The organism is Streptomyces sp. NPDC029122, from assembly GCF_055569445.1.
On record NZ_JBVHWK010000003.1, the window covers coordinates 81,783 to 106,921 of the forward strand.

Sequence of the window (25,139 nt, forward strand, 5' to 3'; positions counted from 1 at the left end):
CCTTAAGCAACAACATGGGGGCGGTTCCCGGTGTCCAGGCAGACGGCCCAGCACACCCGCTACGAGGAGCTGGCCCGCCAGCTCACCGGAATCGGCGCGGTCAAACGCGACCTGGCCCGGATGCTGCCCGCGCACTGCCCACCCGGCTCGGCCACCGTCCTCACCCTCCTCGACCGGCACGGCGAGATGCGGCTCAGCCGGCTCACCGAGTTCATGGGCGTCGACATCTCGGTCAGCAGCCGGCACGTCGCCCACGTGGCGCGGCACGGCTGGATCGAACGGCAGACCGACCCCGGTGACGGCCGCTGCCGGATCCTGCGCCTCACCGACGCGGGGCGCGCCGTGCTCACCGAGCTCGGCGCCCGCTACACGGACGCGCTGGAACGAGCCCTGGCCGACTGGGCGGCCGAGGACATCGACGTACTGAACACCCTGCTGGCCCGACTCCGATCGAGCTTCTAGGCAAAGGAAACACATGGCTACGACCACACCCGACGGTGTGCGGGGAGGCGGCCGGTCGGAGACCACGTCCGACGGCGCACCCATGACGCACCCGCAGATCATGAAGGCGCTGTCCGGGCTCATGCTCGGCATGTTCGTGGCGATCCTGTCCTCGACGATCGTCTCCAACGCCCTGCCCCAGATCATCAGCGACCTCGGCGGCACCCAGTCCTCCTACACCTGGGTCATCACCGCCGCCCTGCTGTCGATGACTGCCGCCACCCCGCTGTGGGGCAAGCTGTCCGACCTGTTCAGCAAGAAGCTCCTCGTCCAGATATCCCTGGTGATCTACGTCCTCGGCTCGGTGATCGCCGGCATGTCCCAGAACACCGGCATGCTGATCGCCTGCCGCGTGGTCCAGGGCATCGGCGTCGGCGGCCTCTCCGCCCTCGCCCAGATCGTGATGGCCGCGATGATCTCCCCGCGCGAGCGCGGCCGCTACAGCGGCTACCTCGGCGCGGTCTTCGCCGTCGCCACCGTCGGCGGCCCGCTGCTGGGCGGCGTCATCACCGACACCGACTGGCTGGGCTGGCGCTGGTGCTTCTACGTCGGCGTGCCGTTCGCCGTGATCGCGCTGATCGTGCTCCAGAAGACCCTGCGGCTCCCCGTGGTCCGCCGCGACGTCAAGGTCGACTGGCTCGGCGCCTTCCTGATCAGCGGGGCCGTCTCGCTGCTGCTGATCTGGGTCACCCAGGCCGGGGACTCCTACGACTGGATCTCCTGGACCACCCTGGCGATGACCGGCGGCGCCGTGGTGCTCGGCCTGCTCTTCCTCCTGGCCGAGTCCCGCGCGAGCGACCCGATCATCCCGCTGCGGCTGTTCCGCAACAAGACCATCAGCCTGGCCTCCGCCGCCTCGCTCTTCGTCGGCATCGCGATGTTCTCCGGCACGGTCTTCTTCAGCCAGTACTTCCAGCTGGCCCGGAACGAGTCCCCCACCATGTCCGGCGTCCTGACCATCCCGATGATCGGCGGCCTCTTCGTCTCCTCCACGGTCTCCGGCCAGATCATCACCAAGACCGGCAAGTGGAAGGCCTGGCTGGTCTCCGGTGGCGTGCTGCTGACCGCCGGACTCGGACTGCTCGGCACCCTGCGCTACGACACCCCGTACTGGCAGATCGCGCTCCACATGGCGCTGACGGGGCTCGGCCTCGGCATGATGATGCAGAACCTGGTCCTCGCGACGCAGAACCAGGTGGCCCCCGAAGACCTCGGCGCCGCCAGCTCCGTCGTCACCTTCTTCCGCTCCCTCGGCGGCGCCATGGGCGTCTCGGCGCTGGGCGCGGTCATGGCCAACCGGGTCACCCACTACGTCCAGGACGGGCTGGCCGCGCTCGGCCCGAAGGCGGCGGCCCTCGGACACGGCGGCACCGCCGGGGGCGGCATCCCCGACCTCGACAAGCTGCCCGCGCCGTTCCGCACCGTCATCGAGTCCGCGTACGGGCACGGCGTCGGCGACGTCTTCCTGTACGCCGCCCCGACCGCGCTGCTCGCACTGCTGCTGGTGCTGTTCATCAAGGAGGTCGCGCTGAAGTCGAAGCCGTCCCTGCACAGCCCGGCCGCCGAGGGCGGTACGGAAGCCGCCGCGGCGGCCGCCGGGAACTCCGCCCCGCACACCGCCCGGGCCCGGGCCTGATTCGGGACGGGCCCGAACGGCCCGGGCCGGGACCCCGACGGGGTTCAGGCCCGGGCCGCCGCCGTATGCGCGGCCTTGACCTCGATGCCGGCGATCAGGACGTCGAGGGCGAGGGCGAACTCCGCCTCGGCCGCCCGCCGGACCGTGCCGCCGCAGCCGTTCAGGGCACAGCCGCTCAGGAACTGGGAGACCGCCAGGTGCGCGCCGGTCCGGGCGGCGCCCACCAGGCCGGTGGCCTCCAGCAGCCGGTGCAGGGCGGCGTCGAAGGCCCGGGCGTGCGGGCCGATGTTCGGATACGCGACGCTGAGCGGCGCCACCCACGGGTGTTCCGCCAGCAGCCGCCGGTAGCCGCGGGCGAGGGACCGCAGCCGGGCCGGCCAGCCCCCACGAGGGGGCGGGCCGGCGGGCAGCCGCTGCTGGCCCAGGGCACTGTCCAGGGCCAGTTCGAGCAGGTCGTGCTTGGTGTCCACGTACCAGTACAGGGACATCGCGGTGACCCCGAGTTCGGCGGCCAGCCGGCGCATCGAGAACCGGCCGAGCCCCTCCGCGTCCAGCAGCCGCACGGTGGCGGCGGTGATCCGTTCCCGGTCCAGGCCCGAAGGCGCCTCGCTGCGCCGTCTGGTGGGGGCGGCGGGCCTGGCGGCCAGCCACACACTGGTCCTGGTATCGCCCGGATCGGCCTCGGTCACCATGGAGGCGCCCTCCTCACCACAAGGGGATCAGCCCGGAATGCCCGGTCCGCCCTCTTGATGCTAGGGGGTGACGCGTGGATCGGGGGAGGATCAGGACGGGCCGGCCAAGGGGGCCGTCAGGTCGGCCACGGGGGCCGTCAGGACGCGGAAGGGGGGCCGGGGGGACCCGTGACAGGGGCGGGCGGGCGCGCGTGGCCCCTACTCGGCCGGCTTGATCAGGTAGCCGGCGCCGCGCCGGGTATGGATCATCGGGGGCAGGCCGGTGCCGCCGTCCAGCTTCCGGCGCAGGTAGGAGATGTAGAGCTCCACCACGTTGGCCTGGCCGCCGAAGTCGTAGGACCACACCCGGTCCAGGATCTGCGCCTTGCTCAGCACCCGGCGCGGGTTGCGCATCAGGTAGCGCAGCAGCTCGAACTCGGTGGCGGTCAGACGGATCTCCCGGCCGCCCCGGACCACCTCGTGGCTGTCCTCGTCGAGGCGCAGGTCGCCGACGGCCAGGACCGAACCGCCGCGCGCGGCCCGCGCCGCCCCGGAACGGCGCACCAGCCCGCGCAGCCGGGCCACGACCTCCTCCAGGCTGAACGGCTTGGCGACGTAGTCGTCGCCGCCCGCCGTCAGGCCGGCGACGCGGTCCTCCACGGAGTCCTTGGCGGTCAGGAACAGCACCGGGACCTGCGGGAGTTCCCGGCGCAGCAGTCCCAGGACGGACAGCCCGTCCATGTCCGGGAGCACGACGTCGAGGACCACCACGTCCGGCCGGAACTCCCGCGCCGCCCGCACCGCGCCGGCCCCGTCACCGGCGCTGCGGACCTCGCACCCCTCGTAACGCAGGGCCATGGAGAGCAGCTCGGAGAGGGACGCCTCGTCGTCGACGACGAGGACCCGGCAGGGTCCGCCGTCGGGCCCCAGCAGGGCCGTCGGGGTACCGGTGGACGTGGACGCGTGGAAGGTGGTCGTCGCGGTCATGACCCCACGCTGGCGGCCGCCCCTGAGAGCGTCCTTGCGCCTGTCTGTGAATCTCCTGAGAAAGGCCGAGGGCTCAGGAAGTGAGGCCGAACAGGCGGGCGCCGTTGTCGTGGCAGACAGCGCGCAGCCAGTCGTCGCCCAGGCCGAGCCGTTCCAATGCCTCCAGCTGGTGCTCGTAGGGGTAGGGAATGTTCGGGAAGTCGGTACCCAGCAGGATCCGGTCCCCGAGGTCGGCGAGCCGCCCGAGCTCCCCGGGCGGGAAGGGGCTGAGCCGCTCGGAGAAGTCCGTGAAGACCATCGTGGTGTCGAGGCGCACCTCTGGGTACCGGTCGGCCAGGCCGAGGAAGTCCGTGTACTCGGGCATCCCCATGTGGGCGACGACCAGCGGCAGCCGCGGGTGGCGGGCCAGCAGGCGGGCGATCGGCTCGGGCCCGGTGTGCTTGCCCGGGGCCGGGCCCGAACCGCAGTGGACGACGGCCGGGATCCCCGCCTCGGCCAGCAGCCCCCAGACCGGTTCCAGCCGGCGGTCGTTGGGGTCGTAGCCGCCGACCTGGAGGTGCGCCTTGAACACCCGTGCCCCGCCCGCCACGGCCTGCGCGGTGTACGCCGCCACGTCCTCCTCCGGGAAGAACGTCGCGGTGTGCAGGCAGTCGGGGGTGCGGGCGGCGAAGTCCGCGGCCCACGCGTTGAGCCAGGCGGCCATCGCGGGCTTGTGCGGGTAGAGCATGGAGGTGAAGGCACGCACCCCGAACTCCCGCAGCAGCGCCACCCGCTGCTCCTCCTCGTGGCGGTAGGTGATCGGCCACTCGACGCCGGTCAGCGGGCCGACCGCGTCGAAGTAGTCCCAGACCTTGTCCAGCACGCGCTCCGGCATGAAGTGCGTGTGGACGTCCACCAGGCCGGGCAGTCCGAGCCGCTCGCGGAAGGCGCGGACCGCGTCAGCCGTTGCGGGCAAAGCCGTGGCTCCGCTCGACGGTCGCGACGTGCAGGGTGTAGCTCTCGTACCAGTGGGCGCGGCCCTGCTTCATGGCTGCCTGGTGCTCCAGGTCCTCCCGCCAGACGCCGAGGGACTCGTGGTCGCGGAAGTAGGCGACGGTGATGCCGAGACCGCCGGGAGTGCGGGCGAACTCGTAGCCGAGGAAGCCGGGGTTCTCCCGGACGATCTCGTTCATCCTGGCGTTGGTCTCCGGATACCCGCTCTCGTCAGAGGTGCGGACATTGCTGAATACGGCCATCACGTACGGCGGTTCGAACGCCGGAACGGGCTGAATGCTCATGCCCCCACCCTCGGCGGAAGACCCCTGGTGTGTCCACGGAAATCGGCCCTCGCGGGCCAAAGGGATCCAAGTTTTGACCTTGCTCCCCCGTGGCCGGAAGAACCCGGAGTCAGAACAGTCCGCCCTGTCCGGCCTCGGACGGCGCGGGCGCGACCACGGTGACGGGTACGTCGGTCCGCGCCCCGTCCGGAGCGGCGGAGAGCTCCCATCCGGCCAGCAGCCGCGTGTCCACGACGAGCCCGTCCGCGAAGTGCAGGTCCGGCCCCGCGGCTCCCGCCAGCCGTCCCACGACGGTCGCGCCGGGCACCAGCTCCGTGACCAGGCGGACGGGGGCCGGCAGCCCCGCCAGCGCGAAGGCCCCGGCATGGTCGGTGATCTCGCAGCCCACCCGTTCCAGGGACTCCGGCCACCCGGGCAGCGCGGCGGCCCGCGCGTGCAGCTCGGCGACCTCCCGGGCCCGCTCGGGCTCGGGCGGCAGCTGGGCCCGTACGGCCCGCTTGCGGGCGTACGCGATCCGGTCGGGCACCCCCAGGGCGGCCCGCAGCAGCTCCTCGGTCCGGCGCGCCGCCATCAGCGGCCCGCGCCCCAGCCAGGCCCAGGTCACCGCGCCCTGCTCCAGCAGCCGCACCGGCCCGCGCTCTTCGGCGGTGATGCCGACCTTGACCATCCCGGGCCCGAACCAGGCCAGGTACACCCGATAGGTGCGCGGATCGGCCGCGTTGGTGTCGGCGGCCACCGAGAAGGACCGGTCCAGCCGGGCGCACTCGGGGCACTGGGCACTCCCCGCGCGGCCCGGTACCGACCGCGCCGCGGGACACGGCGTCCGCTTCCCGGCCCGCCACACGCCCAGGCAGTGCCGCTCGCCGCGGGCGGCGAAGGCCAGCCGCTGCCCGGGGGCGAGCGGGCTGCCGCGCTCCCCGCGCCCGCACCACCCGATGGCGGGGCCCTGCGCGCTCCACCGGATCCCGGTACACCACCAGCTCCCGGCGGCGGCGGTCACAGGGGGAGCGGCCGCTCGAAGAAGGTCTCCAGAACCACCGTGGCCTGCGTCCCGCTGACACCGTCGATGGCGTAGAGCCGCCGCAGGACGTCCTGGAGCTGCTCGGTGGTGGCCGTGCGCACCTTGACCAGCACCGAGGCGCTGCCCGCGATGATGTGCGCCTCCTGGATCTCGGGGATGGCTGCGAAGTCCTCCGCCGACTCACCCATCCACGCGTTGGAGTCCACCATCACGTAGGCCAGCACCCCGCTGCCGACCGCGGCCGGGTCCACGTCGACGGTGGTCCGCCGGATGACCCCGCGCTCGCGCAGTTTGCGTACCCGCTCGTGGGTGGCCCCGGCCGAGAGGCCCACGGCCGCACCCAGGGCGGCGTATGACTGGCCCGCGTCCTGCTGGAGGCGCAGGACGAGCGCCCGGTCGATGTCGTCCACGCCGTCTTCCTCCCCTGGGCCGGCCGGCCCCTTGAGCCGCTTGAGCCCGTTGAGCCGCTTGAGCCCGTCGGCTCTCGCAAAGACGGTACCTGATCCTGCAATCTCACCATCAGGCCGAACAGAATTCGGCGCTTCATCAATCCGGGGGAATTGGGTGGGGCATTGCTGACCTCACTTCCTGCGAGTTCCTGGACGAGCGCTTCCGCACCGGCCGCCGCGCCGACGGCGACGCCCGCCGGGAGCGGTTCTACGACGACCGCCGCCGGGCCGAGGGCCCGCTACAGCCCCCGCCGACCGGGCGCCGGCTCATGGGAGCGGCATCCCCGCCGACCCGCACGCCGCGCCGCGAACCGGCCGCGACGTGCCTCCAGCGCGCCCGGCCCCCTGAGGCCCGCCCCACTGAGGCCCGCCCACCACTCGCTGTCCGCCCGGCAGCCACTCCGGGACCGCCCGCTGCTCCGGGTCCGCCGCCGCTCCGGATCCGCCCGCCGCTCGGCCCGGACGGGCGTCCAGCCGATGGGCGGCTCCGGCTAGCGCGCGACGAACTGCGTCAGGATCGCCTGCATCTCGTAGATGTCGACGCCCTTGGTGAAGGTCTTCTCGATCGGAGCCGGGCTGCCGGATATCCAGATCTTCAGCTCGGCGTCGAGATCGAAATGCCCGGCGGTCTCCACCGAGAAGTGCGTGATGCTCCGGTACGGGATGGAGTGGTACTCCACCTTCTTGCCCGTCAGCCCCTGCTTGTCGACGAACACCAGCCGCCGGTCGGTGAACAGGATCGTGTCGCGCACGAGCAGGTACGCGGCGTAGACCTGCTCCCCGTGACCCAGCAACCGCGCGTAGTCCCGCTGCGCCGACGACGGATCGACGGTGTGCGCGTTCCCGAACAGTCCCATGAGAGCCCCCCATCAAGGTTCGAACGATCTTCGAAAACCCTAGCGGGGCGGTCGCGTGGTCCACGTCCCCCTCAGGAGCCATCCCGCCCCTGAGTTCTTCCGGGGGACCCCTCCCCCTCCGGTACTGACACCACAACGAAAGAGGCCCTCAGGATTTCTCCTGAGGGCCTCTCGGCTGTGCACTCGGCAGGATTCGAACCTGCAACCTTCTGATCCGTAGTCAGATGCTCTATCCGTTAAGCTACGAGTGCTTGGGCTTCCCGGGGTTTTTCGCCCCGTTGGCCTTGCGAGAACAACAATACATGGACCTCGCCGGGACGCGAAATCCATTAGCCACAACGCCTCTGACCTGCGCAAACGCCCTGGAAGAAGATCGTCCGGACGGATCCGCGACACGGCTCCGGGCCCGGCTGGCTACCCATGGGGGGCCGCCTCAAACCCTTCCAAGGCCTGAACGCACCGGCACGGCTCGCGCCCGGCGCCCGGCGGGCCACCGTGACGGACACACCGCACCCGTCTGCCGGCGACTCCGACGCGCACCGGTGCCCGAACGCACCGAAGCCCCGGTCCATCAGGACCGGGGCTTCGGTGAGGTGCGGAGGCGGAGGGATTTGAACCCTCGATGGGGTGTAAGCCCCAAACCGCATTAGCAGTGCGGCGCCATAGACCGGACTAGGCGACGCCTCCAGCACACCTTCGCGTACGAAGGTGCGTGCAGATGATGACACAGGCGCGGGGCCGGTCACCAATCCGCTCCCAACGGTACAAGGAGCCGGGGCCACAGGGCAAAGGCTTAAGCACGCAACGTCCGAGCGGGAATGTCGTTGGTGAGGCGTACGACGTACGGACGACCTGGAGTGCCCCATGCTGCGTCTCGCCGCCTTCGCCGTCACCTCCGCCCTGGCCGCCGCGGCTGCCGGACCGCTGCCGCCCCTGCCCCTGGGACGGCTGCTGGCCGCGCCCGACCGGCTCACCATCGAGATCTCCCAGAGCGGCAACCGCCTCGTCGACGGCACGCACCGACTGGAGTGCCACCCCGTCGGCGGCGACCACCCCTTCGCCGAGCAGGCCTGCGACCGTCTCGACACCCTGTCCAAGCGGGGCAAGGACCCCTTCGCCGAGCCGGACTCCAGGAACTGCTCCTTCCAGTACGGCGGGTCGGCCGTCGCCCGCATCACCGGAACGTGGCGCGGCGAAAAGGTGGACAGCACCTTCCAGCGCAGGAACGGATGCGACATCGCCCGGTGGAAGAACCTGGAACCTGTGCTTCCGGGGGAGCATTCCTGACCTGGGACGATGCGGCGGATGCCCGCTTTCCCCCGCACATCCGCCACCTCGCGGCAGGGCGGTGCCCTTAGACTCCTCCCGTGACATGCCGGTAGTCGTGGTCAGGGAGGAAGCTCGTCGTGAGCAGCAGGCCATCCCGAGGCGCTGCTCGCCTCGCAGCAATACTCGACGCGCTCCCGGACGCGCTGTTGCTCGTCAACGCCAACGGCACGGTCGTCAACGCCAATTCGATCGCCCTCGAGGTCATGGAGAGCCCCGGCACCGGGCTCGTCGGCCGAGGGGTGCTCGACCTCCTGCCGGAGTTCGACTCCAAGCAGATCCCCGGTTCGATGCGCCGCCCCGGCGACCGCGAAGAGGGCCGCTCCCGGCCGAAACGGATGATCGCGCGCCGCACCGACGGCAGCGAGTTCCCCGTCGAGGTCACCAGCGCCCACCTCGACGGCCGTGACGCCTACCGCGAGCCGCAGCCCTACACCGGCGACGAACTGCTGATGCTCGTCGTCCGGGACCTCTCCGAGACCGTGGACACCGAGGCCGAGCTGGCCCGCTCCCAGCGGCAGACGGAGATGATCCTGCGCGCCGCCGCCGAGGGCGTCGTGGGTACGGACACCGAGGGCCGCGTCGTCCTCGTCAATCCGGCCGCCGCGCAGATCCTCGGCTACCGCGCCACCGACCTCGGCAACCGCGAACTGCACGGGCTGATCCAGCACTCGCGCGCCGACGGCTCGCCCTTCCCCTTCGACGAGTCCCCGCTCGCCGACACCCTGCGCAGCGGGCGCAAGCACCGGGTCCGCGGCCAGGTGCTGTGGAACAAGGCCGGGCAGCCCGTCGCCGTGGACCTCACCACCTCGCCCGTACGGGACGGGGAGCTGCTCGTTGGCGCGGTGATGACCTTCACCGACCGCCGCCCGTACGACGCCCTCGCGGCGCGCCACGCCCAGCTGCTGGCCGTCCTCAAGGACTCCCTGCGCGGTCCGCTGGAGGAACTGCGCGGGGAGCTGGCCACGCTGGCCGCCGACGACGGGGGACAGCTGTGGCCGGAGGCCAACCAGCTGCTGCACCATCTCGCCGCCGGCTACTCGCGCATGACCACGCTCGTGGACAACGTGCTGGAGTACCAGCGCCTGGACGCGGGCAGCGACAAGCTCAAGAAGAAGAACGTCCTCATCAACACGGTCGTCGCGGCGGGCGTCGACGGCGCGGTCGAGCTGATCGGCCCCGGGCGGGCGCAGTTCGCCGTCCATGCCCCGACGATCGAGGCCGAGGTGGACGCGGAGCGGATCGCGGCCGCCCTCGCGCACCTGATCACGGATGTCGCCGGGGTGGACGCCACCGGCAAGACCGCCCAGGGCAACGGGTACGGCGACTCCACGATCGTGGTGGCCGCGGCCCAGCGGGGCGATGTCGTACGGATCGAGGTGCGCGGCCCCTACGAGGGCGGCAACCCGGTGCACGAGCCGATCGTGCGGGGCATCGTCACCGCCCACGGCGGGGTGCTGCAGACGGTCGAGGTGCCCGGCGCGCCCGGCGGGGCGTACGTGCTGGAGCTGCCGCTGGGTTCGGGCGCCGGGACGGTGACCCTGCCGGAGCCGGAACAGCAGCCCGCCCCGGAGCCCGAGGCCGCCCCCGCGACGGTCTCCGGCGGCCGGCGGGGCCGGCGCGGGGTCGACGCCTTCCTGGAGGACGAGGCCGCCGCGGCGAAGGCCGCCGGGGCGCGCGAGGGCGCGGGCGCGCTCGCGCTGCCGTCGGGGCGTCGCCGCGTGGAGGGCGAAGCCCCCGCGCAGGGCGTCGTGTCCGGGCCGGCGGAACTGGCGCAGTCCCCGGTGAACCCGGCGGGGCTCGGTACCGGGCGCCGACGCGGCCGCGACGGCGATGACACCCCGCAGGACCGGCCGGTGCCCCCGCAGGGCACCGCCATGCCCGCGCTGCCGCCCGTACCGACGGTGCCCCCGGTCCCGGTGACCGAACACCCGGCGGGCCGCCGCCGGGCGCTGGGGCCGGCCGGGGCGGCCGCACAGCCCGCGGGCCCGGTGCCGGCGGCCGGGATCCCGGCTCCCGCCGCGCCCCGCCCTGTCGCCCCCGAGGGTGGTTTCGCCCTGCCGGCCGGGCCCGCCGCGGGTTCCGCTTCCGCCGAGGCCGACTCCGACGGCGCGGGCGGGCGCCGTGGCCGGCGGGTGCTCGGGGCACCCTCGGCCCCCGAGCCGCCGGAGCCGGCGACCGGTGCGGAGCCCGGGCCTCCGACCGGGCGGCGGCGTGCCCTGCCCTCGACTCCCGCCTGGCCGGTTCCCGCGGCCCGCACCGCCCCCGATGCCGGAGCAGCCCCCGGGCAGCCCTCGGTCCCGGGTGCCCGCCGGCCCGGCGAGGGCCCGGCGAACGGGGCGCAGCCGATCAGCGTGCGCGCTCTGGGCACCCTGGGCCAGGGCATCTCCGTGGACCCGGCCGCCGCGGGCACGGAAGGTTCCGGTTCCGGTCGGCGCCGTCGCCTCGCCGAACCCGCGCCCCAGGGGCGGGCCTTCGCCATAGGGGCGCCCGAGGCGGGCGCCGCCGAGGGTCCGGAGCCGCTGGACGGCCCCGGGGGTGCGGTCGAGGTGGTCAACCGGCCCGTACCGCAGCCCGTGGACGACGAGCTGCCGCCTGAGCCGCTGGACAACCCGCGCCGGCTGCTGGTGTGGCCGGCGCCGGACGCGCAGACGCAGCAGGCGTTGAGCGAGCGCGGCTACCGTCCGGTGATCGTGCACTCGCGCGAGGAGGTGGACGCGCAGATCGCGGCGTTCCCCGCCGCGCTGTTCGTCGACCCGCTCACCGGGCCGATCACCCGGACGGCCCTGCAGTCCCTGCGCCAGGCCGCGGTGGCCGCCGAGGTGCCCGTGCTGGTGACGGCCGGGCTGGGACATGCCACGCGCGAAGCGGCGTACGGCGCCGATCCCGCTGTCCTCCTCAAGGCGCTCGCGGCGCGCGACAGCGAGCAGCACCCGTCCCGGGTCCTGCTGATCGAGGAACACGACGAGATCGCCACCGCGCTGACCGCCGCGCTGGAGCGGCGCGGCCTCCAGGTCGCCAGGGCGGGCGCGGACACCGACGCCGTGGAGCTGGCGACCCGGATGCGGCCCAACCTGGTGGTCATGGACCTGATGCAGGTCCGTCGCCGGCGGGCCGGGATCGTGGACTGGCTGCGCGGGCACGGACTGCTGAACCGCACCCCGCTGGTCGTCTACACGACCGCCGGGATCGGTCCGGCCGACCTGCCGCGGCTGGCCTCGGGCGAGAGCGTGCTGTTCCTCGCCGAGCGGGCCACCACCGCCGACGTGCAGGGCCGCATCGTGGACTTGCTGGCCAAGATCGGGACCAACTAGCGATCCTGGCCCCATGGCCATCACCGACACGTCCGAGCGTCCCGTTCCCGCCGACAACGGGGAGGTCAACCTGCTCATCGCCCGGCAGGTGGAGCCCGGCCACGAGGAGACGTTCGAGGCCTGGGCCCACGGGATCCTGGAGACGGCCGCCGCGTTCCCCGGGCACCTCGGGTACGGGCTGTTCCGGCCCGCCACCGAGGGCGGGCCGTGGTTCCTGGTGCACCGCTTCCGCGACCAGGCGGCCTTCCAGCGCTGGCAGGACTCCTCCGAGCGGGCCCAGTGGTTCTCGAACTGCCTGGGGCACCACCACACCGAGATAGCCCGCCGTGAACTGCACGGCATGGAGACCTGGTTCGCCAAGCCGGGTACGACCCGGCCCGCGCCGCCCCGCTGGAAGATGGTGATCAGCTCGGGGCTGGCCATCTTCCCGATCTCGCTGGCGGGCAACGCGCTGCTCGGGCCGTACCTGGTGGACCTGCACTTCGTGGTGCGGACGGCCGCCTTCGCGGTCGTCTTCAGCACCCTGATGACCTACGTGGCCATGCCCGCCGTCAGCCGGCTGCTGCGGGCATGGCTCACGCGCGGCTGATCCGGCGGGACGGGTCGGCTAGCCGAGCGTGGTGACGTCCAGCTCGCCGTCGGCGTACTGCTTGCGGATCACCTTCTTGTCGAACTTGCCGACGCTCGTCTTCGGCACGGCACCGACGATCGCCCAGCGCTCCGGGAGCTGCCACTTGGCGATCGACTGGGCGAGGAACCCGCGCAGTCCGGCGTAGTCCACGGTCGCGCCGTCCTTGAGGACGACGGTGGCCAGCGGGCGTTCGCCCCACTTCTCGTCCGGGACGGCGACGACCGCCGCCTCGGCCACCTCGGGGTGGGCCATCAGGGCGTTCTCCAGGTCAACGCTCGAAATCCACTCGCCCCCGGACTTGATGACGTCCTTGGCCCGGTCGGTGAGGGTGAGGAAGCCGTCGGGGCTGATCACGCCGACGTCCCCGGTCTTGAGCCAGCCGTCCGCGCTGAACTTGTCCTCGGGGCGGTCCGGTTCCCCGGCCGCGCCGCCGTAGTACGAGGCGGCGATCCAGTTGCCGCGGACTTCCAGCTCGCCGGCGGACTCGCCGTCCCAGGGGAGACGGTCGCCGTTGGGCCCCACGAGACGGGCTTCGACGCCGGCCGGGAAGCGGCCCTGGGTGACCCGGTACGGCCACTCCTCCTCGGCACTCAGCCCGGCCGGCGGGTGCGCCATGGTGCCCAGCGGCGAGGTCTCCGTCATGCCCCACGCGTGGCAGAGGCGGACGCCGAGCTTGTCGTAGGCCTCCATCAGCGAGGGCGGACAGGCTGCTCCGCCGATGGTGACCTGCTTCATCGAGGTCAGGTCGCGGGGGCGGGCGGTGACCTCGGCGAGCAGCCCCTGCCAGATGGTGGGGACGGCCGCGGCGTGCGTGGGCTTCTCCCGCTCGATCATCTCGGCGAGCGGGCCCGGCTGGAGGAACCGGTCCGGCATCAGCATGTTGATACCGGTCATGAAGGTGGCGTGCGGCAGTCCCCAGGCGTTCACGTGGAACTGCGGGACGACGACCAGCGAGGTGTCCCGGTCGGTGAGGCCCATCGACTCGGCCATGTTGACCTGCATGGAGTGCAGGTAGATGGACCGGTGGGAGTAGACGACGCCCTTGGGGTCGCCGGTGGTGCCGGAGGTGTAGCACATGGCCGCGGCCTGGCGCTCGTCCAGCTCGGGCCAGTCGTAGTGCTCGGAGCGGCCTTCCAGGAGTTCCTCGTACTCGTGCACCTGGACGCCGAGGCCGTCGAGGGCGGAGCGGTCGCCGATACCCGAGACCACGACGTGCTCGACGGTGGGCAGGTGCGGCAGCAGCGGGGCCAGCAGCGGCAGCAGGGTGCCGTTGACCAGCACGACCTTGTCGGCGGCGTGGTTGGCGATGAAGACCAGCTGCTCGGGGGGCAGACGCAGATTGAGCGTGTGCAGGACGGCGCCCATGGACGGAATCGCGAAGTAGGCCTCGACGTGTTCCGAGTTGTTCCACATGAGCGTGGCGACGGGGTCGTCCTGCCGGACTCCGAGCTCGTCACGCAGGGCGTTGGCGAGGCGGGTGGCGCGGGCACCGATCTCGGCGAAGCTGCGGCGGTGCGGCTCGGCCTCCCCGGTCCAGGTCGTGACCTGGGACTTCCCGTGGATCGTCATCCCGTGCTGCAGTATGCGGGTGACGAGGAGTGGTACGTCCTGCATGGTGCTCAGCAAAGCGTCCTCCCGGTGAGCGCTGCGGCGCTGCGGCGGCTTTAGGGTGCAGCCGATTCTGCGCACGTACCGGTCGGCATGTCACTACCCGGGAGTACAAACAGGGCGGCCGATCATTGTGACCAACCCCTCCCCAGCCGCTGTTTCACGTGAAACAGGCACCGGTTCAAGCGAAACAGCCGCCCGTTCCGCGTCAAAAAGCCAGCCGTTTCACGTGAAACACCAACCCCTTTCCATGGGAAAAGCGGTCCGTTTCACGTGAAACAGCGGCCGGGGCTTCAGCGCACCGGAGTGAGCTCGGGGTCCTCACGCAGCTTGACCAGCGCCCGCGAGACCGCGCTCTTGACCGTCCCGACCGAGACACCGAGCAGCTCGGCGGTCTGCACCTCGCTCATGTCCTCGTAGTAGCGCAGGACGACCATGGCCCGCTGTCGGTCCGGCAGCCGGGTCACCGCGCGCCACATCGCGTCGCGCAGCGCCTGCGCCTCCGCGGGGTCGGTGCCCTCCAGCGCCTCGCTCTCCGGAATCTCGTCACAGACGAACTCGTCGACCTTGCGCTTGCGCCACTGGGAGGTGCGCGTGTTGACCAGGGCCCGCCGGACATAGCCGTCCAGGGCCCGGTGGTCCTCGATGCGGTCCCAGGCGACATAGGTCTTCGCCAGAGCCGTCTGGAGCAGGTCTTCGGCGTCACAGGGGTTGGCGGTGAGGGAGCGCGCGGTACGCAGGAGGACGGTGCCACGGGTCCGGACGTACGCCGAGAACGACGGGTACGGCGTCGGATTCGAGGCGAGCGTGCACACAGGCGTGGTCATGGCTCCACGCTAGAAGCGGCGCGTCCTCCTGGGATCGGCCCCAAGTGCCGAAGCTGGATCCCTCTCAGGTTGTACGGCCGGGCCGCGCCCCACCTCCTGAAGGTGGAGGGCCCTGCCCCACCACCGGGACCGGAGTCAGTTCCCGGTGCCGAGGATCAGGCCGGAGGTCGGCACCCCCGTACCGGCCGTGACCAGGACCTGCTCTGCTCCCCGGAGCTGGTTGACGGAGGTGCCGCGCAGCTGGCGGACGGCTTCGGCGATCCCGTTCATGCCGTGCAGGTACGCCTCCCCGAGCTGTCCGCCGTGGGTGTTGAGGGGGAGCGCTCCTGCCGCCGTGAAGTCGGCGGCCTCCCCCGGGCCGCAGAAGCCGAACGCCTCCAGCTGCATGAGGACGAAGGGGGTGAAGTGGTCGTAGAGGATGCCCACGTCGATGTCCGAGGGCCGCAGCCCGCTGGTCCGCCACAGCTGGCGGGCTACCACGTCCATCTCGGGCAGACCGGTGAGGTCGTCGCGGTAGAAGGAGGTCATTGCCTCCTGGCGGCGGCCGGCGCCCTGCGCGGCCGCGGTGATCACGGCGGGTTTCTGGCGCAGGTCACGGGCCCGCTCCGCCGTGGTGACGACGAGGGCCTGACCGCCGTCGGTCTCCTGGCAGCAGTCCAGCAGCCGCAGCGGTTCGACGATCCAGCGCGAGGCCGCGTGGTCGGCGAGGGTGATGGGTCTGCCGTGGAAGTAGGCGGCGGGGTTGTTCGCGGCGTACTTCCGGCCGGTGACCGCGACGTGGCCGAAGGCCTCGGGGGTGAGGCCGTAGGCGTGCAGGTAGCGCTGGGCGGCCATGGCCACCCAGGACGCCGGGGTGAGCAGGCCCCACGGCAGCGACCAGCCGAGGGCCGCGCCCTCCGCCGAGGGTTCGCGCTGCTGGACGCCGGAGCCGAAGCGGCGGCCGGAGCGCTCGTTGAAGGCGCGGTAGCAGACCACGACCTCGGCGACTCCGGTGGCGACGGCGAGAGCGGCCTGCTGGACGGTGGCGCACGCCGCGCCGCCGCCGTAGTGGATGCGGGAGAAGAAGGAGAGTTCCCCGATGCCGGCCGCCTGGGCCACGGTGATCTCGGGGCTGGTGTCCATGGTGAAGGTGACCATGCCGTCGACGTCGGCGGGGGTGAGTCCGGCGTCGTCGAGGGCGGCATGCACCGCCTCGACGGCGAGCTTCAGCTCGCTGCGGCCCGAGTCCTTGGAGAACTCGGTCGCGCCGATGCCGGCGATGGCGGCCCGGCCGCCGAGGTCGTCGCGGGTGCGGACGCTCATGCCCCCGCCCCCAGGCTGACGGTCACGGTGCCGGTGACGTGGCGGCCGATGCGGTTGGTTCCGACGACCCGGATCTCGGCGGTGTCCCCCTCTACGGCGGTGACCGTGCCCGTGAGGGTCATGGTGTCGCCCGGGTAGTTGGGGGCTCCGAGGCGGATGGCGACCTTGCGCAGGACCGCGCGCGGGCCGAGGTGGTCGGTGATGTAGCGGCCGACCAGGCCATTGGTGGTCAGGATGTTCATGAAGATGTCCGGGGACCCCTTCGCGCGGGCGAGCTCCGCGTCGTGGTGCACGTCCTGGTAGTCGCGGGAGGCGATCGCGCCCGCCACGATCAGGGTGCGGGTGACCGGGATCTCCAGCGGCGGCAGCGCGTCGCCGACGTTCATGCGTGTTCCCCCTCGGATATGAGCGCGCCCAGTTCGGCCAGCAGCTCGCTGCCGCAGCCCAGGTAGGCGTCCAGCTGGCGGCCCCACAGGAAGTGCCGGTGGACGGGATGGTCGAGGTCGGCGCCCATCCCGCCGTGCAGGTGCTGGCCGGCGTGGACGACCCGCTTGCCCGCCTCGGAGGCCCACCAGGCCGCCGTGAGGGCGTGGTCGTGGGCCGGGAGGCCCTCGTCGATCCGCCAGGCCGCCTCGTACGCGGTGACCCGGATCGCCTCCGTGTCCATGTGGGCGTCGGCCGCGCGGAGCATGACTCCCTGGTTCGTGGACAGCGGCCGGCCGAACTGCTCACGGGTGGAGGTGTGTTCCACGGCCCGCGCCAACGATCCCGCGCAGACCCCGGCCTGGAGTCCGGCGAAGGCGGTGCGGGCGGCGTCCAGTACCCCGTCGTAGGCCTCCGGGCCGCCGAGCCGCTCCGCCCGCGCCCCGTCCAGGGCGAGGGTCCCCGCCGACCAGGGCGCGGTTGTCTCCACCGGCCGGGCGGTGACGCCGGGCGCGTCCGTTCGTACGAGCCACAGGGACCGGCCGGTGGCGGGGACCAGCACATGCGTGGCATCGCGCAGCCAGGGCACGACGGGCGTGGTGCCGGTGAGGCGGCCGTCGGGGGTGGCGGTGAACCGGCCGCGTTCCGGGAAGGCGCCGGTGGCCACGGCCTCGCCGGAGCCGAGTGCGGGCAGCAGCCGGGCCCGCTGTTCGGGGCTGCCGTGCGCGGCCACGGGCAGGACGCCGTACGCGCAGGTGGCGGCGTACGGGACCTGTGCGGTGGAGCGGCCCTGCTCCTCCAGCAGGAGCACCAGGCCGAGGAGGCCGACGTCCTCGACGGCGGCGGTCAGTCCGGCGGAGGTCAGGGCCTTCCAGAGCTCGGCGTCGCTGCCGGTGCCGGCGGCGGCGAGGCGTTCGTGGGTGGCCAGGTCGTGGAAGATCCTGGCGGCCAGACCGGCCGCGGCGGTCTGTTCCTCGGTGGGGTGGAAGTCCATGTCAGCCGGCCTCTCCGCGGAAGACGGGCAGTTCGAGCGAGTCGTCGACGCGCAGGAACTCCAGCTGGACGGGCAGGCCGATGCGGACCTTGTCGTAGGGGACGCCGGTGATGTTGCTGATCATGCGTACGCCCTCGGCCAGTTCGACCAGGGCCACCGCGTAAGGGCGCCCCGCGTCGGCGGGATCCTCGTGCGCGGTGAAGGCGGGGAAGGGCGGGTGGTGCATGACCACGTACGAGAAGACCGTGCCGGCGCCGCTCGCCTCGACGGTGTCCCAGTCGGGGGAGGAGCAGGCGTTGCAACCGGGCAGCCAGGGAAAGCGCGGGGTCGCGCAGGCGGTGCAGCGCTGGATCAGCAGTTTGTGCTCGCGGACCCCGTCCCAGAAGCCCTGGTTGTCGCGGTTGATCACGGGGCGCGGGCGGGACGGGGCCCCGGAGCGGCCGCGTTCGGGCGGTGCCGCCGGGGCGTACTTCAGGATGCGGAAGCGGTGGGTGCCGGCGGGTTCGCCGTTCGCGCGGACGTCCATCCGGGTCGTCACGAAGTGGCCGGTGCCCAGCCTGGTCGTCTTGCGCGGCGAGACCGACTCGATCACGGCGTCGAAGGTCACCTCGTCGCCCGGGCGCAGCGGGCGCAGGTACTCCTGCTCGCAGTCGGTGGCGACCACGGAGGTGCAGCCCTGGCCGTCGAGGAGGGCGAGCAGCTCGTCGTAGGCGGAGGAGCGGTCGGTGTGACCGGAGAGGCCCCCCATCGTCCAGGCCTGCAGCATGGTGGGCGGGGCGATGGCGTCGGGTCCGGTGTAGGCGGGATGGGTGTCGCCCATCGCCTCGCACCAGTGGCGGATCATCGCCTCGTTGACGGCGTCCTTGGCCCGGCCGGCGGTGGCGGCGGGCCGCCCCTCGAAGGCCTTGAGCCGCTCGTGGAACCGGTCGCTCTCCCGGCCGGTCATCGCTTCCTCCCCTTCATTCCGAGCCGCATCGTGGCGACGATCTCCCGCTGGACCTCGCTGACCCCTCCGCCGAAGGTGTTGATCTGGGCGGCGCGGTTCATCCGCTCCAGCTCGCCGCCGGCGAAGGCCTGCGGGCCGCGTACGAGGGCCTCCTCGCCCACCGCCTCCTGACAGATCCGGTACACCTCCACGGTGGACTCGGTGCCGAGGAACTTCACTCCGCTGGCGTCGCCCGGGGCGAGGGTGCCCGCTGCGACGTCCTGGACGAGGCGCCAGTTGAGGAGGCGTACGGCGGCCAGCCGGGCGTGTGCCTCGGCGAGCCGGGACCGCACCCAGGGGCGGTCGGCCGGGCGCTCGCCGGTGGCGGGGTCCCGGGTGCGGGCGTGGCGCAGCGCCTGCTCGTAGAAGTCCTCGGCCTGCATCCCGATGGCGGCGAGGGCGACCCGTTCGTGGTTGAGCTGGTTGGTGATCAGGCCCCAGCCGCCGTGTTCGGGGCCGACGAGGTTGCCCTCGGGGACCCGGATGCCGTCGTAGTACGTCGCCGTGGTGGTGAGGCCGCCGACGGTTTCGATCGGGGTCCAGGCGAAGCCGGGGCTGTCGGTGGGCACCAGGATGATCGATATGCCCTTGTGCTTGGGGGCCTGCGGGTCGGTGCGGCAGGCCAGCCAGATCCAGTCGGCGTTCTGGGCGTTCGAGGTGAAGACCTTCTGTCCGTCGATCACCCATTCGCCGCCGTCGCGGACGGCCCTGGTGCGCAGTGCGGCCAGGTCGGTGCCGGCCTCGGGTTCCGAGTAGCCGATGGCGAAGACGGTCTCGCCCCGCAGGATCCGGGGCAGGAAGTAGTCCTTCTGGTGCTGGGTCCCGTACTTCATGAGGGTGGGGCCGACGGTGTTGAGGGTGACCATGGAGACGGGGGCGCCGGCCCGGTAGGCCTCGTCGAAGAAGACGAACTGCTCGTCGGACCCCCGGCCCCGGCCTCCGTACTCGACGGGCCAGCCGAGGCCGAGCAGCCCGTCGGCGCCGATGCGGCGCAGCAGTGCGCGCTGGGCGGCCGGGTCTTCGGGCACTCCGCCGGGAAGCAGGTTCCGGAAGTACGCGCGCAGTTCGGCGCGCAGTCGTGCCTGGCCTTCGGACGGGGCGAGGTGCACGGTGCTGGCCTCCCGGCATCACATCGGACGAATAAAACTGACTGTCCGTCAGGTTCACTGCTGGTGTCAAGGTCGCGGCAGCCGGGGGGCGGTACGCGCACGAGGGCGCCCACGGGGGTGCCGCCTACCGCCAGGGGAGGAAATACGAGCCGTTGTCGGCCGAGGCGACCCCGCCGAAGAGGGCGAGGGGGAGCGAGGAGGCGGCGAGCGATGAGGCGGGCGGTACGAATGCTTGCCACGTCTGCGTTGCCCCTGCTGCCCCACGCGGCGCACCCGCATCGTGCGAAACCCTTCGCGCGTATGAGGCGAATCGTTTCGCCAAACCGGCCCGCTCCGGACATGCCGAAAAGGGCCGCTCCGTCCGGGAACCCCAACGTCTCCCGGCCCTGCGGCCCTGCCGTACCCGACTTCACACCCCGGTACGCCCCAAACGAACGCCGGTGCGACCCCCTGCGCCCCACTCCCGGAGGCGCTGCGCGGCGCGCACGCGCCGCATCATGCCGTTCCCGCTGATCGCGCCGGTCCTGCTGCCCGTCCTGGCTCCCCCTACCGGCAGCCCCTGCTGCCGCTCCCCGCTAGGCGGCGAGGGAGAGCCGGCCCCGGTCAGCGACGGGAACGGGGGCCGCGACGGTAGCGGCGGCGGCATCGGGGGCGAGGGCCGGGGCGGCGGCGGGCGCGGCAGCGGCGGCGAGGGACGCGGCGGTGGTCGAGCGCCGGACGGACGGGGTCTTGCCGTGGGCCTCGGCCCGGATCCGCTGCTTGATCGTCGGCGGGAGCGAACCGCCCCGCATCATCGCCCGCCACGTCCGCCGCGCCACCACGCCCGGCCGCCGGCGCACCGCCGGAGCCACGGGGGCGACGACCGCTTCACCGGCGGCGACCCGGGCCGCCTTCCCACCGAGACCGAATGCGGCCAGGAGCGCCACGAGCGCGGCGAGGACGGTGGTCCAGATCGAGGCGATGCTGCGGTGCGTCATGACGGGCCCTCCATTGCGGGATGTTCCGACGGGCGGATCTGCATACATTCGTCATGATGTGGCCGCAACCGCACGACCCCCACCACGCGCGCCGATCTTCCGACAAACACCACCCGGAAGGCCCAGGGCCGGCCGCCCCGCCCTGACGGGGCCAGCACCTCACACCGAAGGGGCGCCCCGGAATCGGGACGCCCCTTCTTGGTCAGCGCGTGCGCTGAGGTGTGGCGGTGGGTGTGGGATTTGAACCCACGGTGACTCGCGCCACGACGGTTTTCAAGACCGTTCCCTTAGGCCGCTCGGGCAACCCACCTGGCCGGTACAGAGTACCGGGATGTGGGGGTGGGTGGGGTGGGTGTTGCGGGCGGCCGGGTCAGGAGGTCTGGGCCTTGTCGTAGGCCGCCTTCGCCTCGTTGCCGAAGTAGGGCCCGAACATCGTGTTGGGCAGGAAGGTGTAGCCGAAGCTGTTCACCGAGACCTGGGTGCCGAGGCCCGTGGACTCGTTGAAGTCCTGGAACCAGGGGCCGCCGCTGGAGCCGCCCGTCATGTTGCACGCCATGCTGTGGTCCTTGGTCAGCAGGAAGTCCTTGCCCGTGTTGGCGCTGCAGTAGACGAGCTTGGTGCCGTCGTAGGGCGCGGCCGCGGGGAAGCCGAAGGAGTACATCCGCTTGTTGTAGCCACCGTTGAACAGGAGGCCCTGGGCGCCGACGACCTGGCTGAGCTTCTGGCCGTTCAGGGGGGCGACGACGGCGAGGCCGACGTCCATGTTCATGTCCTCGTTCGCCGCCCACTGGTCGGTGGCGAAGGTCTTGGTCGCCGGCCACTGGCCGTACGGGGCGTTGCCGTTGTCGTACGCCGGCACGAAGATCCAGTTGGTGTGCCAGGCCCCCTGGTACTTCACGCAGTGGCCGGCGGTGATCACGGTGCTGCCGTTCTGGCTGGTGATCGAGTCGCCGGAGCAGGAGCCCGTGCGGCCCTGGAAGGTGAAGAACACCCGGCCCGAGGTCCTCACCACGGCCCCGCCGCCCGTCCAGGCTCCGCCGGCCTGCGGGAACGCCATGACGGACGTGGGTGAGGTCGGGGGTATCCGGGTGGGGAGGGCCGTCGTCATGGGCGCCGTCGTCATGGGCGCCTTCGCCGTGGGCGCCGTACGCGTGCCGCCCGGGGCTGCCGTCAGGTCGAGCGGGGTGGCCTGACGCATCCGCTCGGCGGTCCAGAAGCCGGGGGTCTGCACGGGCCGGTACGAGGAGGGCGATTCGGCGGCCGCCGAGGGGGAGGCCGCCGTCAGGGCGCCCGCGAGCAGGGCGCCCGCGGCGAGGAGGACGGATGCCGCCGTGCGATGACGATTCACGCAGACTCCTTCTGCCGTGCCCGTGCCGGAGCGGCCCGGGCAGGGGTGGGGGTGAAGAGCTGTCGGTGCGGATCGGCTGTTCGACTTGCGGGGGCAGAGTCCCACGGGTTCCCGGAGATGTCAGCGGGCAGTCCGGACGTTCGGTCGGTTCCGGCCACGAAATGGCCAACTCGCCCCGCATGCCACCGTCATGTGGTCGCGAGGACCCCCGCGTACGAGACCCCCGCCACCACCACCCAGGCCCCGAGCCCGAGCACTGCCGCGCGCCCGCCGGTACGGGCCAGGGTCGGCAGGTGGACCGCGCTGCCCAGCCCGAACAGCGCCGCCGCCAGCAGGGCCTCCTGCGCCGTGTGGGCCCAGTCCAGTGCCGCGCCCGGCAGCAGACCCGTCGCGCGCAGTGCGGCCGCCGCCAGGAACCCGGCGACGAACAGCGGCACCGGAGCCGGACGCCGTCCCGAGGACGTGCGTACGCCGCGCCGCCGGGCCCGCATCGAGAGGGCCACCGCCGCCACCAGCGGGGCGAGCAGGGCCACCCGCATCAGCTTGACCAGCACCGCGTCGCCGAGCGCCCCGGGACCCGCGGTCTGGGCCGTCGCCACCACCTGGCCGACATCGTGGACGCTCGCCCCCACCCACCGCCCGAAGGCCGGGTCGGAAAGTCCCAAGGGCCCTTGGAGGAGCGGGAGTACCGCGATGGCCAGGGTCCCGCACAGGGTGACCAGCGCCACCGAGGCGGCCACGTCCTCCTCGTCGCTGCCGGAGACCTCGCTCACCGCGCCGATGGCCGAGGCCCCGCAGATCGAGTACCCGGTGGCGATCAGCAGGGGCTGGTCCCCCGGGAGCCCCAGGCGGCGGCCGAGCCAGACCGTGCCGAAGAAGGTGGCGGCGACCACCGCGCCCACCATGGCCACCGTCGACCAGCCCAGCCGCAGCACCTGGTCCAGGCCCAGACCGAGGCCCAGCAGGACGATGCCGATCCGCATCAGCCGCCGGCCGGCCAGGGACAGGCCCGGGCGGGCCGGTCCGCGCACGACGGTCCGTACGCTGGGAAGGTGGGCCACCGCGATCCCGAGCACCACCGAGGCGGTCAGCATCGGCACACCGGGGAGCAACCGGTGCACACCCCATGCCACCAGCGCACCGGCGGCGGCCATCCCCAACCCCGGCCAGGCGGTGGGTGTTTCACGTGAAACATGGCGGACCGCCTCGCTCCGGGGGCGGTGGAGGAGGGCCATCAGTCGACGGGGAGCGTGTAGACGCGGCGGATGCTGCTGCCCAGGCGGGAGACGTCGGCACCGTAGACGTGGATCGATATCGCCTTGTCGGTGCAGGAGTTGCGCACCTTGTGGATGTCCCCGGGCGGCGCGAAGCCGCAGACCTCGCCCTGGGCGTTGACCACGTCCTCGGTGGCCACCAGGCGGGCGGCGTCCGCGCCGGGTGCGAGCCGGTAGCGGCGCTCGCTCTCCTCGCCCTGGTGCACACCGGCCACGCACCACGAGACGTGGTCGTGGATACAGGTCTCCTGGCCTGGCATCCAGACCAGGGCCACGACCGAGAAGCTGCCGTCGTGCTCGGCGTGCAGGATGTGCTGACGGTAGCGCTCCGGGTCACCCTCCTGCTGCTCGGCGGTCAGCAGGTCGGCCGTGCCCAGGTGCGGGGCGAGCCGCTCACCGACCAGGTAGGCGGTCAGGTCGGGGGCCAGACCCCGGTCGACGACGCTGCGGATCTCACTGACGAGGGCGGCCATCCTCGTGGTCGTGCGGGCCGGCGTGGTGGTGGTCATACAGGCAGCGTCCGTCGGCGCATCCATCACGTCCAACGACAGTTGTGACCTGAAATCCCAAGCACAGCTTATGGATCCGACGGGCGGGGAATCCTCGGGTCAGGGCGGGGGAACCATCGAGTCAGCAGCCGACGCGGTTGGACGCGGCCCTCTTCAGCTCGTCGAGCACCACCGCCGTAGCCGGTATCCGCAGGTGGTCGCGGTAGACGTACGCGGCGATGTGGCGGCGGGCGGCCGGCTCCAGCACCCGCCCGCAGACCCGGCTGAGGGAGAGAGAGGGGAGCACCAGGGCGGGCATCATCGCCACGCCCAGACCCTGTGCGACCAGGCTCTGGACCACCAGGTTGTCGTCGGTCGCGAAGCGGATGTCGGGTACGAATCCCAGCTCGGCGCACTCGTGCAGCAGGTTCGCGCGGCAGCGCGGGCAGCCCGCTATCCAGCGCTCCTCGGCGAGGTCGGCGAGGTGAACGGCCCGGCGGCGGGCGAGCGGGTGGCCGGTCGGCAGCAGCACCGTGAGCTGGTCCTCCAGCAGCCTGACCTCGGCCACCTCCTCCGGGATCTCCTCGTGCAGGCCGGGGTAGGTGAAGGCGAGGGTGATGTCGCACTCCCCCCTCTGGAGCCGGCGCAGGGACTCCGGGGGCTCGCCTTCCAGCAGCTCGACCTGGACGCCGGGGTGGTCCTTCGCGAGGCCGCTGAGGGCTTCCGGGACGAGCGTGACATTGGCGCTGGGGAATCCGCAGACCCGCACCCGGCCGGTACGCAGCCGCGTGTACGCCTTCAGCTGGGCCTCGGCGGCGGAGAGGCTGCCGAGGATGGACTCGGCGTGCCGGGCCAGGGACTCACCGGCCTCGGTGAGCTTCATCCGGCGGCCGACGCGGGTGAACAGCGGGGTGCCGACGGCGCGTTCGAGCGCCTTCATCTGCTGGGTGATCGCGGGCTGGGTGTAGCCCAGGACGCGAGCGGCCGCCGAGTACGAGCCCGCGGCGACCACTTCGTGGAATGTCCGTATGTGCCGTGAATCGAACACGAGCGAAGCATAAGCAGATATTGGGAGGGACCGTAGGCGGAATCCCGGCCACGGCCCCTCCCATCAAGCCACTGTCGAGCGGCTCC

At 72.4% G+C, this 25,139-nt stretch carries 24 protein-coding genes and 3 tRNA genes; 5 read left to right on the plus strand and 22 right to left on the minus strand.

Annotated elements, in window-relative coordinates:
* Positions 1-30: 30 nt before the first annotated feature.
* The gene (locus ACZ4WZ_RS04970; RefSeq protein ID WP_467885144.1) at positions 31-462 is read left to right on the plus strand and encodes a MarR family winged helix-turn-helix transcriptional regulator; all 432 of its coding nucleotides are present in this window, start codon (positions 31-33) and stop codon (positions 460-462) included.
* 82 nt (positions 463-544) lie between these two features.
* Positions 545-2,137: an MDR family MFS transporter gene (locus tag ACZ4WZ_RS04975; protein WP_467885900.1), complete on the plus strand. Its 1,593-nt coding sequence runs from the start codon at positions 545-547 to the stop codon at positions 2,135-2,137.
* 44 nt (positions 2,138-2,181) lie between these two features.
* Here ACZ4WZ_RS04975 and ACZ4WZ_RS04980 read toward each other — a convergent pair whose 3' ends face one another.
* The 9 genes from ACZ4WZ_RS04980 to ACZ4WZ_RS05020 form a co-directional block, all read right to left on the minus strand.
* Positions 2,182-2,829, minus strand: a complete 648-nt coding sequence (locus ACZ4WZ_RS04980) for a TetR/AcrR family transcriptional regulator (protein WP_467885147.1) — start codon at positions 2,827-2,829, stop codon at positions 2,182-2,184.
* Positions 2,830-3,027: 198 nt separating this feature from the next.
* Positions 3,028-3,795: a response regulator transcription factor gene (locus tag ACZ4WZ_RS04985; RefSeq protein WP_467885149.1), complete on the minus strand. Its 768-nt coding sequence runs from the start codon at positions 3,793-3,795 to the stop codon at positions 3,028-3,030.
* 73 nt (positions 3,796-3,868) lie between these two features.
* A complete protein-coding gene (locus ACZ4WZ_RS04990; RefSeq protein WP_467885152.1) occupies positions 3,869-4,750 on the minus strand; it encodes an amidohydrolase family protein in 882 nt (293 codons plus the stop codon).
* Positions 4,734-5,072 (minus strand): antibiotic biosynthesis monooxygenase family protein, encoded by a 339-nt coding sequence (locus tag ACZ4WZ_RS04995; RefSeq protein WP_467885155.1) that lies wholly within the window; start codon positions 5,070-5,072, stop codon positions 4,734-4,736. Before ACZ4WZ_RS04995 ends, ACZ4WZ_RS04990 begins: the two co-directional genes overlap by 17 nt.
* 109 nt (positions 5,073-5,181) lie before the next feature.
* Positions 5,182-6,072: a DUF2797 domain-containing protein gene (locus ACZ4WZ_RS05000; RefSeq protein WP_467885157.1), complete on the minus strand. Its 891-nt coding sequence runs from the start codon at positions 6,070-6,072 to the stop codon at positions 5,182-5,184.
* The gene (locus tag ACZ4WZ_RS05005) at positions 6,069-6,503 is read right to left on the minus strand and encodes an Lrp/AsnC family transcriptional regulator (protein ID WP_007265336.1); all 435 of its coding nucleotides are present in this window, start codon (positions 6,501-6,503) and stop codon (positions 6,069-6,071) included. Before ACZ4WZ_RS05005 ends, ACZ4WZ_RS05000 begins: the two co-directional genes overlap by 4 nt.
* A gap of 530 nt (positions 6,504-7,033) precedes the next feature.
* On the minus strand, positions 7,034-7,399 hold the full coding sequence (locus ACZ4WZ_RS05010) for a PH domain-containing protein (RefSeq protein WP_467885162.1): 366 nt from the start codon (positions 7,397-7,399) through the stop codon (positions 7,034-7,036).
* A 178-nt stretch (positions 7,400-7,577) separates the two neighbouring features.
* A tRNA-Arg gene (locus tag ACZ4WZ_RS05015) sits at positions 7,578-7,650 on the minus strand.
* Positions 7,651-7,995: 345 nt separating this feature from the next.
* Positions 7,996-8,086, minus strand: a tRNA-Ser gene (locus ACZ4WZ_RS05020).
* Positions 8,087-8,263: 177 nt separating this feature from the next.
* Here ACZ4WZ_RS05020 and ACZ4WZ_RS05025 point away from each other — a divergent pair.
* The 3 genes from ACZ4WZ_RS05025 to ACZ4WZ_RS05035 all read left to right on the plus strand — a co-directional run bounded on the left by ACZ4WZ_RS05025 (position 8,264) and on the right by ACZ4WZ_RS05035 (position 12,628).
* On the plus strand, positions 8,264-8,686 hold the full coding sequence (locus ACZ4WZ_RS05025; protein ID WP_467885165.1) for an SSI family serine proteinase inhibitor: 423 nt from the start codon (positions 8,264-8,266) through the stop codon (positions 8,684-8,686).
* Positions 8,687-8,805: 119 nt separating this feature from the next.
* Positions 8,806-12,039, plus strand: coding sequence for a response regulator (locus tag ACZ4WZ_RS05030; RefSeq protein ID WP_467885169.1), 3,234 nt, complete (start codon positions 8,806-8,808; stop codon positions 12,037-12,039).
* Between the two features lie 13 nt (positions 12,040-12,052).
* Complete coding sequence (locus ACZ4WZ_RS05035; RefSeq protein WP_388932556.1) at positions 12,053-12,628, plus strand: antibiotic biosynthesis monooxygenase; 576 nt, start codon at positions 12,053-12,055, stop codon at positions 12,626-12,628.
* Positions 12,629-12,646: 18 nt separating this feature from the next.
* On the opposite strand, the gene ACZ4WZ_RS05040 is transcribed toward ACZ4WZ_RS05035, so the two are convergent.
* The 13 genes from ACZ4WZ_RS05040 to ACZ4WZ_RS05100 form a co-directional block, all read right to left on the minus strand.
* Complete coding sequence (locus tag ACZ4WZ_RS05040; RefSeq protein ID WP_467885172.1) at positions 12,647-14,296, minus strand: long-chain fatty acid--CoA ligase; 1,650 nt, start codon at positions 14,294-14,296, stop codon at positions 12,647-12,649.
* A gap of 275 nt (positions 14,297-14,571) precedes the next feature.
* Positions 14,572-15,105, minus strand: a complete 534-nt coding sequence (locus ACZ4WZ_RS05045; protein ID WP_467885175.1) for a SigE family RNA polymerase sigma factor — start codon at positions 15,103-15,105, stop codon at positions 14,572-14,574.
* A 135-nt stretch (positions 15,106-15,240) separates the two neighbouring features.
* Positions 15,241-16,407, minus strand: a complete 1,167-nt coding sequence (locus tag ACZ4WZ_RS05050; RefSeq protein ID WP_467885178.1) for a lipid-transfer protein — start codon at positions 16,405-16,407, stop codon at positions 15,241-15,243.
* The gene (locus ACZ4WZ_RS05055) at positions 16,404-16,793 is read right to left on the minus strand and encodes a MaoC family dehydratase (RefSeq protein ID WP_467885181.1); all 390 of its coding nucleotides are present in this window, start codon (positions 16,791-16,793) and stop codon (positions 16,404-16,406) included. The genes ACZ4WZ_RS05050 and ACZ4WZ_RS05055 overlap by 4 nt, the downstream gene beginning before the upstream one ends.
* Complete coding sequence (locus tag ACZ4WZ_RS05060; protein ID WP_467885184.1) at positions 16,790-17,824, minus strand: acyl-CoA dehydrogenase family protein; 1,035 nt, start codon at positions 17,822-17,824, stop codon at positions 16,790-16,792. The genes ACZ4WZ_RS05055 and ACZ4WZ_RS05060 overlap by 4 nt, the downstream gene beginning before the upstream one ends.
* Before the next feature lies 1 nt (position 17,825).
* Positions 17,826-18,770, minus strand: a complete 945-nt coding sequence (locus tag ACZ4WZ_RS05065; RefSeq protein WP_467885187.1) for a bifunctional MaoC family dehydratase N-terminal/OB-fold nucleic acid binding domain-containing protein — start codon at positions 18,768-18,770, stop codon at positions 17,826-17,828.
* Positions 18,767-19,918, minus strand: a complete 1,152-nt coding sequence (locus tag ACZ4WZ_RS05070) for an acyl-CoA dehydrogenase family protein (protein WP_467885190.1) — start codon at positions 19,916-19,918, stop codon at positions 18,767-18,769. The genes ACZ4WZ_RS05065 and ACZ4WZ_RS05070 overlap by 4 nt, the downstream gene beginning before the upstream one ends.
* Before the next feature lie 575 nt (positions 19,919-20,493).
* Positions 20,494-20,895, minus strand: coding sequence for a DUF6344 domain-containing protein (locus ACZ4WZ_RS05075; RefSeq protein WP_467885193.1), 402 nt, complete (start codon positions 20,893-20,895; stop codon positions 20,494-20,496).
* Between the two features lie 222 nt (positions 20,896-21,117).
* Positions 21,118-21,205, minus strand: a tRNA-Ser gene (locus ACZ4WZ_RS05080).
* 60 nt (positions 21,206-21,265) lie between these two features.
* On the minus strand, positions 21,266-22,243 hold the full coding sequence (locus ACZ4WZ_RS05085) for a trypsin-like serine peptidase (protein ID WP_467885195.1): 978 nt from the start codon (positions 22,241-22,243) through the stop codon (positions 21,266-21,268).
* Positions 22,244-22,431: 188 nt separating this feature from the next.
* A complete protein-coding gene (locus tag ACZ4WZ_RS05090; protein ID WP_467885197.1) occupies positions 22,432-23,478 on the minus strand; it encodes a YeiH family protein in 1,047 nt (348 codons plus the stop codon).
* Complete coding sequence (locus tag ACZ4WZ_RS05095; protein ID WP_467885200.1) at positions 23,478-24,026, minus strand: cysteine dioxygenase family protein; 549 nt, start codon at positions 24,024-24,026, stop codon at positions 23,478-23,480. The genes ACZ4WZ_RS05090 and ACZ4WZ_RS05095 overlap by 1 nt, the downstream gene beginning before the upstream one ends.
* A 121-nt stretch (positions 24,027-24,147) precedes the next feature.
* Positions 24,148-25,053: a LysR family transcriptional regulator gene (locus tag ACZ4WZ_RS05100; protein ID WP_388932591.1), complete on the minus strand. Its 906-nt coding sequence runs from the start codon at positions 25,051-25,053 to the stop codon at positions 24,148-24,150.
* Positions 25,054-25,139: the final 86 nt, after the last annotated feature.

Bases quoted from the DNA above. Each gene is read 5' to 3' on its own strand.
- ACZ4WZ_RS05045 (WP_467885175.1), bottom strand. From the start codon at position 15,105: ATGACCACGCCTGTGTGCACGCTCGCCTCGAATCCGACGCCGTACCCG.
- ACZ4WZ_RS04980 (WP_467885147.1), bottom strand. From the start codon at position 2,829: ATGGTGACCGAGGCCGATCCGGGCGATACCAGGACCAGTGTGTGGCTG.
- ACZ4WZ_RS04975 (WP_467885900.1), top strand. From the start codon at position 545: ATGACGCACCCGCAGATCATGAAGGCGCTGTCCGGGCTCATGCTCGGC.
- ACZ4WZ_RS04985 (WP_467885149.1), bottom strand. From the start codon at position 3,795: ATGACCGCGACGACCACCTTCCACGCGTCCACGTCCACCGGTACCCCG.
- ACZ4WZ_RS05055 (WP_467885181.1), bottom strand. From the start codon at position 16,793: ATGAACGTCGGCGACGCGCTGCCGCCGCTGGAGATCCCGGTCACCCGC.
- ACZ4WZ_RS05010 (WP_467885162.1), bottom strand. From the start codon at position 7,399: ATGGGACTGTTCGGGAACGCGCACACCGTCGATCCGTCGTCGGCGCAG.
- ACZ4WZ_RS05090 (WP_467885197.1), bottom strand. From the start codon at position 23,478: ATGGCCCTCCTCCACCGCCCCCGGAGCGAGGCGGTCCGCCATGTTTCA.
- ACZ4WZ_RS05035 (WP_388932556.1), top strand. From the start codon at position 12,053: ATGGCCATCACCGACACGTCCGAGCGTCCCGTTCCCGCCGACAACGGG.
- ACZ4WZ_RS05025 (WP_467885165.1), top strand. From the start codon at position 8,264: ATGCTGCGTCTCGCCGCCTTCGCCGTCACCTCCGCCCTGGCCGCCGCG.
- ACZ4WZ_RS05065 (WP_467885187.1), bottom strand. From the start codon at position 18,770: ATGACCGGCCGGGAGAGCGACCGGTTCCACGAGCGGCTCAAGGCCTTC.
- ACZ4WZ_RS05075 (WP_467885193.1), bottom strand. From the start codon at position 20,895: ATGACGCACCGCAGCATCGCCTCGATCTGGACCACCGTCCTCGCCGCG.
- ACZ4WZ_RS05060 (WP_467885184.1), bottom strand. From the start codon at position 17,824: ATGGACTTCCACCCCACCGAGGAACAGACCGCCGCGGCCGGTCTGGCC.
- ACZ4WZ_RS04995 (WP_467885155.1), bottom strand. From the start codon at position 5,072: ATGAGCATTCAGCCCGTTCCGGCGTTCGAACCGCCGTACGTGATGGCC.
- ACZ4WZ_RS05050 (WP_467885178.1), bottom strand. From the start codon at position 16,407: ATGAGCGTCCGCACCCGCGACGACCTCGGCGGCCGGGCCGCCATCGCC.
- ACZ4WZ_RS05095 (WP_467885200.1), bottom strand. From the start codon at position 24,026: ATGACCACCACCACGCCGGCCCGCACGACCACGAGGATGGCCGCCCTC.